Raw genomic sequence first — 8,535 nt, 5'->3', positions numbered from 1 at the left:
GCCCCAGCCGCCGGAGGCACTGCCTTTTTCTTTAATTACTTCGATTCGGTGAAGTCGGCGTCGATCACATCGTCGTCGGCTTTCTTGCCGCCAGCCGCGCCAGCTCCGGGCTGGGCGCCCGCGGCACCGGCGGCGTCAGCTCCGGGCTGCTGGCCCTGAGCCTGCGAGTAGAGCTGTTCGGCCAGCTTGTGCGAAGCCTGAGCCAGTTCTTCGGTCGCCTTCTTGATGGCTTCGACGTCTTCGCCTTCCATGAGCGTCTTGAGGGAGGCAATCTTGCCTTCGATATCGCTCTTGAGGGCCGCGTCAAGCTTGTCTCCGAGATCCTTGATGGACTTTTCAGTGCCGTAGATCAGACCGTCGGCCTGGTTGCGGGCGCTGATGAGATCCTGCTTCTTCTTGTCGTCGGCCGCATGGGCTTCGGCTTCCTTCACCAGCTTTTCGATGTCGGCGTCGGAGAGGCCGGACGAAGCGGTGATCTGGATAGACTGCTCCTTGCCCGTGCCGAGATCCTTGGCGGACACGTTCACGATGCCGTTGGCGTCGATGTTGAAGGCCACTTCAATCTGCGGCACGCCGCGCGGTGCCGGAGGAATGCCGGTCAGGTCGAAACGGGCCAGCGTCATGTTGTCGGCGGCCATCGGACGTTCGCCCTGCAGCACGTGGATGGACACGGAGGGCTGGTTGTCCGCGGCGGTCGTAAAGGTCTGGCTCTTGCGGGTCGGGATGGTCGTATTGCGATCGATCAGCTTGGTGAACACGCCGCCCATGGTTTCGATGCCGAGGGAAAGCGGGGTCACGTCGAGAAGCAGTACGTCCTTCACGTCGCCGGCGAGGATACCACCCTGAATGGCGGCACCCATGGCGACCACTTCATCGGGGTTCACGGAACGGTTGGGTTCCTTGCCGAAGAAGTCGGCCACGGTCTTCTGGACCAGAGGCATACGGGTCATGCCGCCGACCAGCAGCACTTCATCAATGTCGGAAGGTTTCAACCCGGCGTCGGCCAGCGCCTTGCGGCAGGGTTCCAGCGTCTTCTGCACGAGGTCGGACACCAGCTGTTCCAGCTTGGCGCGGGACAGCTTGATGAGCATGTGCTTGGGCCCGGTCTGGTCAGCCGTGATGAAGGGCAGGTTGATTTCGGATTCCATCGACGTGGACAGTTCCTTCTTGGCGGCTTCTGCGGCGTCTTTCAGGCGCTGAAGAGCCATGCTGTCCTTGGCAAGGTCGATGCCCTGTTCCTTCTTGAATTCTTCCACCAGATAGTTGATGACGCGCTGGTCGAAGTCTTCGCCGCCGAGGAAGGTGTCGCCGTTCGTGGCGCGCACTTCAACCACGTTGTCGCCCACTTCGAGGATGGACACGTCGAACGTGCCGCCGCCGAGGTCGAACACGACGATCTTTTCGTTGGCCTTCTTGTCAAAACCGTAGGCAAGGGAAGCCGCGGTGGGTTCGTTGATGATACGCTTGACGTCGAGTCCGGCGATCTGTCCGGCGTCCTTGGTGGCCTGACGCTGGGCGTCGTTGAAGTAGGCCGGGACGGTGATGACCGCTTCGGTCACGGGTTCGCCGAGATAGGCTTCAGCGTCGGCTTTCAGCTTGCTCAGGATAGTCGCGGAGACTTCCTGCGGGGTGTACTGGTGCCCGTCGATTTCAACCACGGCGGCACCGTTGGCGCCAGCCACGATTTTGTAGGGAGCGTGCTGCTTCCAATGTTCGACTTCGGGAGAATTGGCCACGCGCCCCATCAGACGCTTGACCGCAAAAACGGTACGGCTGGAGTTCGTCACGGCCTGACGCTTGGCGGCGTCACCGACCAGGCGCTCCTTATCAGTGAAGGCTACCACGGACGGGGTCGTACGGCCGCCGTTCGGGTTGGTGATGCATTTGGGGTCCTTGCCTTCCATCACATAGACACAACTGTTCGTCGTGCCGAGGTCAATGCCAATGATTTTGCCCATAATACGTTCCTCCTCGAGGACTCACACCCTATAAAGAGGTGATGATGTCATGTTTTATGCGAAAGAAATAAAGCATCCCTCGATGTCGTCCAGAGGGGGGGAGCATATTTTTTTTACACTCTCATGCTGACCGGGTTGGCTTATCGGCATAACGATATGGAATATCAGAGAATTACACTTCTGATGAGAAAATATGCCCCGCTGACGCCTTTCACCGGAAAACCGGCCTGTTTTCCCTTGTCATCGCAATCCTGCTGGAATAAGGTTCTTATCTGGTTTCCCCATTTCTCTAGACACGGTTTCCGGAGCGTATCCAGCATGTTCACCACTCTGCGATCCAAATGCCACTTCCTGAGAATCCCGCTTGTGGCCGGATTCCTTCTTATAGCCGCCTCCCTCATCCTTGCCCCAGCCGCAGAAGCCCGGAACGCCCGGAAAGCCCACGCCGCCCAAAGCGGCACTTCCGGACAAATCCTGAATGTCCGCTCCGCCGTCCTCATGGATGCCCGGACGGGCCGGATCCTCTACTCCCAAAATCCCGACGTGCGGATTCCCCCCGCCTCCCTCACGAAAATCATGTCCATGATGGTGACGTTCGATGCCATCCGTTCCGGCAAGGTCAGCCTCGCCGATCAGGTCCGCGTCAGCCGCCACGCCGCGCGCCAGGGCGGTTCCCGCATGGGCCTGCGCGCAGGGGAACGCGTTTCCCTGAACCGCCTCCTCATGGGGATGGCCGTCTCTTCCGGCAACGACGCCTCGATGGCTGTTGCCGAACGCGTCGGCGGTTCGGGCCGCGCCTTCGTCAGGATGATGAACAACAAGGCCCGCCAGATCGGCATGTCCTCCAGCACGTTCAAAACGCCCAACGGCCTGCCCGCCGCCGGGCAGTACACCACAGCCAGAGATATGGCGCGGCTTGGATACGTGTACCTCAAGAACAATCCCTCTGCGCTCCAATACCACCGCGTCCGCGTGCTCAAGCACCGGGGGATGGTCACAACGAACAAAAACCCGCTGCTCGGGGCCTGCCCCGGTGCCGACGGCCTGAAAACCGGCTGGGTCACGGCTTCCGGCTACAATATCATTTCCACCGTGCGGCGCGGCAATACGCGCCTCATCGCGGTCATCCTCGGAGCGGACTCCGCCGGGCTCCGCAGCCATGAAGTCCGCAGGCTCGTCGAGGCTGGATTCAAATCCCGCACCAGCGGCATCACCGTAGCCTCCGCGCTTACCAAATACAGCTATTCCAACAAGGCCACCGCGTCGTCCGTCAAAAAGCACAAGATCCGCCGCAACAAGGCCACCGCGCAGGCATCCCGCAGAACGGGAAGGAGCTAAAAAATTTGGGAAGGGAGGGGGAACTTTCTGCAGAAAGTTCCCCCTCCCTTCCCCAAACCCCATCCCTCCCCTTCAAAGACTTTTGACCTTATCGAATCCCTGATGGAAAGCCCTCGGGCCCTTAAAGGGTAGGCGTTGCCCGCTGGAAAGTCAGGAGTACCTCCCTGTCATTCAATCCAGCTGGCATCCTTACTTGCAGCGTCAAACCATTTCAACGCATTCTCATACGTCTGGTTTTCCTTTCCCGCCTGAGCAGAAGCCGCATACTGGCTGTTTTCTTTTTCAATCATATTATAGGTTCCTATTCCCGGTTCCGTATGCTGCGTAACGGTGGCTGACCAGACCGTATACGTTCCCGAACTGGGGTTATATCTCATTACAGGAACCTTCGTCCCCGAAGGGATATTAGCGATATCGGCTGTCGTCCAGTAAAGCATGTTGCTGTTGAAGCTCCATGATGTCGCCCCCATCGCATTCAAGTCTATGCCTGCGGCCTTGAGAGCGGTCATGACATCCGAAGAATGCGAGGTAGCGTTGGATAGCGCGCCGGAATCAAGCCTGCTAACGCCCGCTTCCCGCATTGCCTTTATAATCGCATCCATATCAGTAGAACTGCCGAAGCTATGGTTTGTACTCTCTCCGCACTGCGGGAGATACAGCTTGGCACCGGTATCTTCAAAATTCCCCGTCGAATCAACGCGTTTCGCGGAAGCCGCGCTTCCGGCGGAAGTGAGCGCGCCGCCATCCACGGCGAGCAGGAAATCGCCAAACCGGTAGCCGCCGTTCTTGCCTTCGGCCGCGTCCGCGGTTTCGGAAAGGGCCGAAACCGCCCTCGCCGCCTCGTCGCACGAACTCCCCTGGAGTACCAATTGCCCGAAACGGAGCTGTACGCGGGCCTGTGCTTCAGCCACGCTTGCGAGGGCGGCCTTTCTTTCGGATTCCTCCTGCAAATCATAATATTTCGGCACGGCCACCGCGGCAAGGATGCCGAGGATGACCAAAACTGAAATGATTTCAATAAGAGTAAAGCCCGATCTGCGCTTCGATGCCGCCATGCGGATTCTCCTCATAAAAGGGTGCGAAGGCGAGTCTAGAGAAAAAACGCCTCCACCTCAACCATAAAACAACGTAACTCAGCGTCATTTCATCATATGGGGTGAGCCTTGACCACCTGTGACCGCCGATGGTAATTTTTTCTTTTTGCCAACCTCTAGCCGAAAGGTTCTCCTCATGCTCACCACGGATCGCATGGCGCACCTTGCGAGACTTGCCCGCCTCGCCCCCGAAGAAGGCACGCTCGCCAAATTCGGAGAACAATGCGCCGACATCATTGCCTATATGGATATTCTCGCCGAAGTGGACACCAGCGCCGTCGAACCGCTGTACAGCCCTGTGGAGCATTCCACGCCCTACCGTGCCGACGAGCCCATCCAGAAAAACCTGCATGCGGACGTTCTCGCCAACGCCCCGGAAACCGACGGGCAGTTCTTCGTCGTGCCCCGCATCGTCTAGGAGCGTCCCATGTCCGATCTGATCCAAACCTCCCTTGCTGAAATCCGGGCGCGCCTCGCCGGGGGCGACGTCACCGCCGAAGCCGTGACCAAAGCCTGCCTCGACCGCATCGCCGAGACGGAACCGTCCATCCATGCCCTGATCACCGTACGCGAGCAGGCCCTTGAAGAGGCCCGCGCCCTCGACGCGCAGGGCCCGGACGCCTCCAAGCCCCTCTGGGGCGTGCCCGTCACGGTCAAGGACGCCATCGTCACCAAGGGCACGCGCACCACAGCCGGCTCCAAAATCCTCGGCGGCTTCAATCCGTTTTATGACGCCTTTGTGGTCGAACGCCTGAAGGAAGCCGGGGCGGTCATCGTCGGCAAGAACAACATGGACGAGTTCGCTATGGGCTCCTCCACGGAAAACTCCGCCTTCGGCCCGACCCGCAACCCCCGCGATCCCGAACGCATCCCCGGCGGCTCCAGCGGCGGCTCGGCCGCCAGCGTCGCCGCGAACCAGTGCTACGCCTCCCTCGGCACGGACACCGGCGGCTCCATCCGCCAGCCCGCAGCCCTGTGCGGCTGCGTGGGCCTCAAACCCACCTACGGGCGCGTATCCCGCTACGGCGTCATCGCCTACGGTTCCTCGCTCGATCAGGTCGGCCCGCTGACCCGCACCGTGGAAGACGCCGCCCTTGTGCTTTCCGTCATCGCCGGGCACGACAAACGCGATTCCACCTCATCGCCGCGCCCCGTAGACAACTACGCCGACTTCTCCCGTGCCGACCTCAAAGGCGTGCGCCTCGGCGTGCCCCGCGAATTCATGGCCGAAGGGCTGGACGGCCCGGTCGCCAAGGCGTGCCAAGACGCCCTTGACCGTGCCCGCGACCTCGGCGCGGAACTCGTGGACGTATCCCTGCCCCACGCGACCCGCCACGCCATCGCCGCCTATTATATTGTAGCGATGGCCGAAGCCAGCTCGAACCTCTCCCGGTTCGACGGCGTGCGCTACGGCTACCGCGCCGCCGATCCCAAGAATCTCGACGACCTCTACTGCCGCTCCCGCAGCGAGGGCTTCGGGCAGGAAGTCCAGCGCCGCATCCTGCTCGGCACCTACGTCCTTTCCGCCGGGTACTACGACGCCTACTACAAGAAGGCCGCACAGGTCCGCCGCCTCATCCGTCAGGACTACCTGAACGCGCTCGGCTCCTGCGACGCCCTGTTCGGCCCGGTCTCTCCGGTCACGGCGTGGAAACTCGGCTCCATCATTGATGATCCGCTCAAGATGTACCTCATGGACATCTACACCGTGTCCCTGAACCTCGCCGGGCTCCCCGGCCTCTCGTTCCCCGTGGGCGAAGCGGACGGCCTCCCCGTCGGCATGCAGCTCATCGGCAGGGATTTCGACGAGGCGGGCATCCTCGGCATCGGCAACGTGTTGAGCAAGTAACGGGAACTTGGGGAAGGGGGAGGGAACTTTTCTGAAGAAAAGCTTCCCTCCCCCCTTCCCCAAAACCCCCATCCCCCCTCCTTCCAAAGACTTTCCTAAACGGGGCAAGCGGCGTTTCGGGCGGCGTGGCTCCTTTCTTTCAGGCGGCAGTTCCCCGGAGCGGCCTTTTCGTTCTTTCACTTTCAAAAGCGGAAACTCCTGACGTCCACAGGCCCGCCGCGCGGTTTTCGGACGAAGCGGCGCTTCGGCTGAAAAGCGCGCGGCGGCACCGAGGGGCCGGGGAAAATCATTTCCCCCGGGCAGGGGTCAAGGGGGCGGCAGCCCCTTGCCGCCGGAGGCATTGCTATGGCTATCGTAATGGGAACGGCGGGTCACATCGACCACGGTAAAACCTCGCTCGTGCGCAAGCTGACCGGGATCGACTGCGACCGCCTCGAAGAGGAAAAACGCCGCGGCATCACCATCGAGCTCGGCTTTGCGTTCTGCGACCTGCCCGGCGGCGGACGGCTCGGCATCGTGGACGTGCCCGGCCATGAAAAATTCGTCAAGAATATGGTCGCGGGAGCGTCGGGCATCGACTTCGTGATGCTGGTCGTCGCCGCGGACGAAGGCGTCATGCCGCAGACGCGCGAACACCTCGAAATCTGCTCCCTGCTTGGAATCAAGCACGGCCTCGTCGCCGTGACCAAAACCGACATGGTCGATCCCGAACTGCTCGAACTCGCCGTCGAGGACATTTCCCAATTCCTCAAAGGGACTTTCCTCGAAGGCGCGCCGCTGTTCCCGGTGTCGTCCCAGACCGGCGAAGGCGTGGACAAACTCCGCGACTATATCGTCAAACAGGAAAAGGAACTCGCACCCCGCCGCCGGACGGATCTCTTCCGCCTGCCCGTAGACCGCGTATTCACTTTGAAGGGTCACGGGACTATCGTTACCGGAACCATGATTTCAGGCTCGGTCAAAGTGGGCGACGCGTTGGAACTGCTCCCGAAAAAACTCGCTACCCGAGCCCGCAGCCTGCAAAGCCACGGGGAATCCGTAGAAGTGGCGGAATCCGGCCACCGTACCGCCGTCAACCTGCAAGGGCTGGATGTGGCGGATGTGGAGCGCGGCGATGTGCTGGCCCTGCCGGGAACGCTGTTCCCTTCCGATCGCTGGCTGGTGCGGCTGACCTGCCTTGGTTCCTCGCCCCGCGCCCTGCGCCACCGCGCCGAAATCCATTTCCACCACGAAGCCCGCGAAGTCGCCGCCCGGCTCTATTTCCTCGACCGCGACAAGCTCGGCCCCGGCGAAACTACGCTGTGCGAAGTCCGGCTTGACGAGCCGCTGGTGGGCGTATTCGGCGACCACTGCGTCGTACGGGCCTTCTCGCCGCTACGTACCGTAGCGGGCGGCGTCGTGCTCGACCCGATCAGCGCCGGATTGCGCCGCCGGGATGCCACGCCCGATCGCGTCGCCTCCCTGCTCGGCCTTGAGGACGCTTCCGACGAGGATCGCGTCCGTATGCAGATCGAGCTGGCCGGGAATCGCGGCGCGAAGCTCGCGCAGCTTTCCGTGCTGACCAACCTCGATTCCAAGCGGCTCGACAAAGTATTGCAGGCGCTTTCCGGTAAAGGCAAAATTTTCTGTTTCGACCGAGAGGAAAAAGGCTATGTCTCTGCCGACGCTTCCGCCGAACTCGCCAAGCGTTGCCTTGCCGTGGCTGAAGCCTTCCATAAAAAGGAACCGCTCAAGCAGGGCATGGCGCGCGGCACGCTCCTCTCCGGCGGCACGGGCCGCGAAGCGTGGAGCAAGGGCATCCCGCCGAAGCTGGCTTTTTTCGTCGTAGAGCGCCTGCTGCGTTCGGGCGAGCTGGTTTCCGAAGGCGACGTCATCCGCATGGCCTCGCACACCGTCTCCCTCAAGTCCGATCAGGCCGGGCTTCGCGACGCGCTGCTCAAGGCGCATGTGGACGGCGCATTCACGCCGCCGAACCTCAAAGATGTCCTCGAGGAGATCAGCGTCGACGCCAAGGCCGCGGCCCCGGTGCTCAAGCTGCTCTGCGAGGACGGCAGCCTCGTGAAGGTCAAGGACGGCCTGTATTTCCACGGCCCCGTCATTCAGGAGCTCAAGGCCCGGATGCAGGCGTGGTTCACCTCCCATGACGATCTCGATCCCGCCGGGTTCAAGGAGCTTTCCGGCGGCCTTTCCCGCAAGTACGTCATCCCGCTTCTCGAATATTTCGACCGTGAGCGCGTCACCATCAGGGTGGGCGACAAGCGGCAGTTCAGAGGGCGGGGGTAGGGAAAAATTGGAG

General features: G+C 61.5%; 6 protein-coding genes. 4 read left to right on the top strand and 2 right to left on the bottom strand.

Features of this window, described 5'->3' with window-relative positions; genetic code table 11:
* Positions 1-35 precede the first annotated feature (35 nt).
* The gene (gene dnaK, locus HMPREF0178_RS08745; RefSeq protein ID WP_009380217.1) at positions 36-1,958 is read right to left on the bottom strand and encodes a molecular chaperone DnaK; all 1,923 of its coding nucleotides are present in this window, start codon (positions 1,956-1,958) and stop codon (positions 36-38) included.
* A gap of 318 nt (positions 1,959-2,276) precedes the next feature.
* Here dnaK and HMPREF0178_RS08740 point away from each other — a divergent pair, with 318 nt between their 5' ends.
* A complete protein-coding gene (locus HMPREF0178_RS08740; RefSeq protein WP_009380216.1) occupies positions 2,277-3,296 on the top strand; it encodes a D-alanyl-D-alanine carboxypeptidase family protein in 1,020 nt (339 codons plus the stop codon).
* Positions 3,297-3,463: 167 nt separating this feature from the next.
* Here the strand turns inward: HMPREF0178_RS08740 and HMPREF0178_RS23035 are convergent, their stop codons facing one another.
* The gene (locus HMPREF0178_RS23035) at positions 3,464-4,351 is read right to left on the bottom strand and encodes a prepilin-type N-terminal cleavage/methylation domain-containing protein (protein ID WP_009380215.1); all 888 of its coding nucleotides are present in this window, start codon (positions 4,349-4,351) and stop codon (positions 3,464-3,466) included.
* A 175-nt stretch (positions 4,352-4,526) separates the two neighbouring features.
* Between HMPREF0178_RS23035 and gatC the strand changes: the two genes are divergently transcribed.
* From gatC to selB, 3 genes are all read left to right on the top strand, one after another.
* Positions 4,527-4,808 (top strand): Asp-tRNA(Asn)/Glu-tRNA(Gln) amidotransferase subunit GatC, encoded by a 282-nt coding sequence (gatC, locus tag HMPREF0178_RS08730; RefSeq protein ID WP_009380214.1) that lies wholly within the window; start codon positions 4,527-4,529, stop codon positions 4,806-4,808.
* Between the two features lie 9 nt (positions 4,809-4,817).
* Complete coding sequence (gene gatA, locus HMPREF0178_RS08725) at positions 4,818-6,239, top strand: Asp-tRNA(Asn)/Glu-tRNA(Gln) amidotransferase subunit GatA (protein ID WP_009380213.1); 1,422 nt, start codon at positions 4,818-4,820, stop codon at positions 6,237-6,239.
* Positions 6,240-6,584: 345 nt separating this feature from the next.
* The gene (gene selB, locus HMPREF0178_RS08720) at positions 6,585-8,522 is read left to right on the top strand and encodes a selenocysteine-specific translation elongation factor (protein ID WP_009380212.1); all 1,938 of its coding nucleotides are present in this window, start codon (positions 6,585-6,587) and stop codon (positions 8,520-8,522) included.
* Positions 8,523-8,535 lie beyond the last annotated feature (13 nt).

Source organism: Bilophila sp. 4_1_30 (genome assembly GCF_000224655.1).
Taxonomy (GTDB): Bacteria; Desulfobacterota; Desulfovibrionia; order Desulfovibrionales; family Desulfovibrionaceae; genus Bilophila; species Bilophila wadsworthia.
The sequence above is the reverse complement of the archived record's forward strand: the minus strand, read 5'-3'. Positions and strand labels throughout refer to the sequence as shown.

Bases quoted from the DNA above. Each gene is read 5' to 3' on its own strand.
- dnaK (WP_009380217.1), bottom strand. From the start codon at position 1,958: ATGGGCAAAATCATTGGCATTGACCTCGGCACGACGAACAGTTGTGTC.
- HMPREF0178_RS08740 (WP_009380216.1), top strand. From the start codon at position 2,277: ATGTTCACCACTCTGCGATCCAAATGCCACTTCCTGAGAATCCCGCTT.
- HMPREF0178_RS23035 (WP_009380215.1), bottom strand. From the start codon at position 4,351: ATGGCGGCATCGAAGCGCAGATCGGGCTTTACTCTTATTGAAATCATT.
- gatC (WP_009380214.1), top strand. From the start codon at position 4,527: ATGCTCACCACGGATCGCATGGCGCACCTTGCGAGACTTGCCCGCCTC.
- gatA (WP_009380213.1), top strand. From the start codon at position 4,818: ATGTCCGATCTGATCCAAACCTCCCTTGCTGAAATCCGGGCGCGCCTC.
- selB (WP_009380212.1), top strand. From the start codon at position 6,585: ATGGCTATCGTAATGGGAACGGCGGGTCACATCGACCACGGTAAAACC.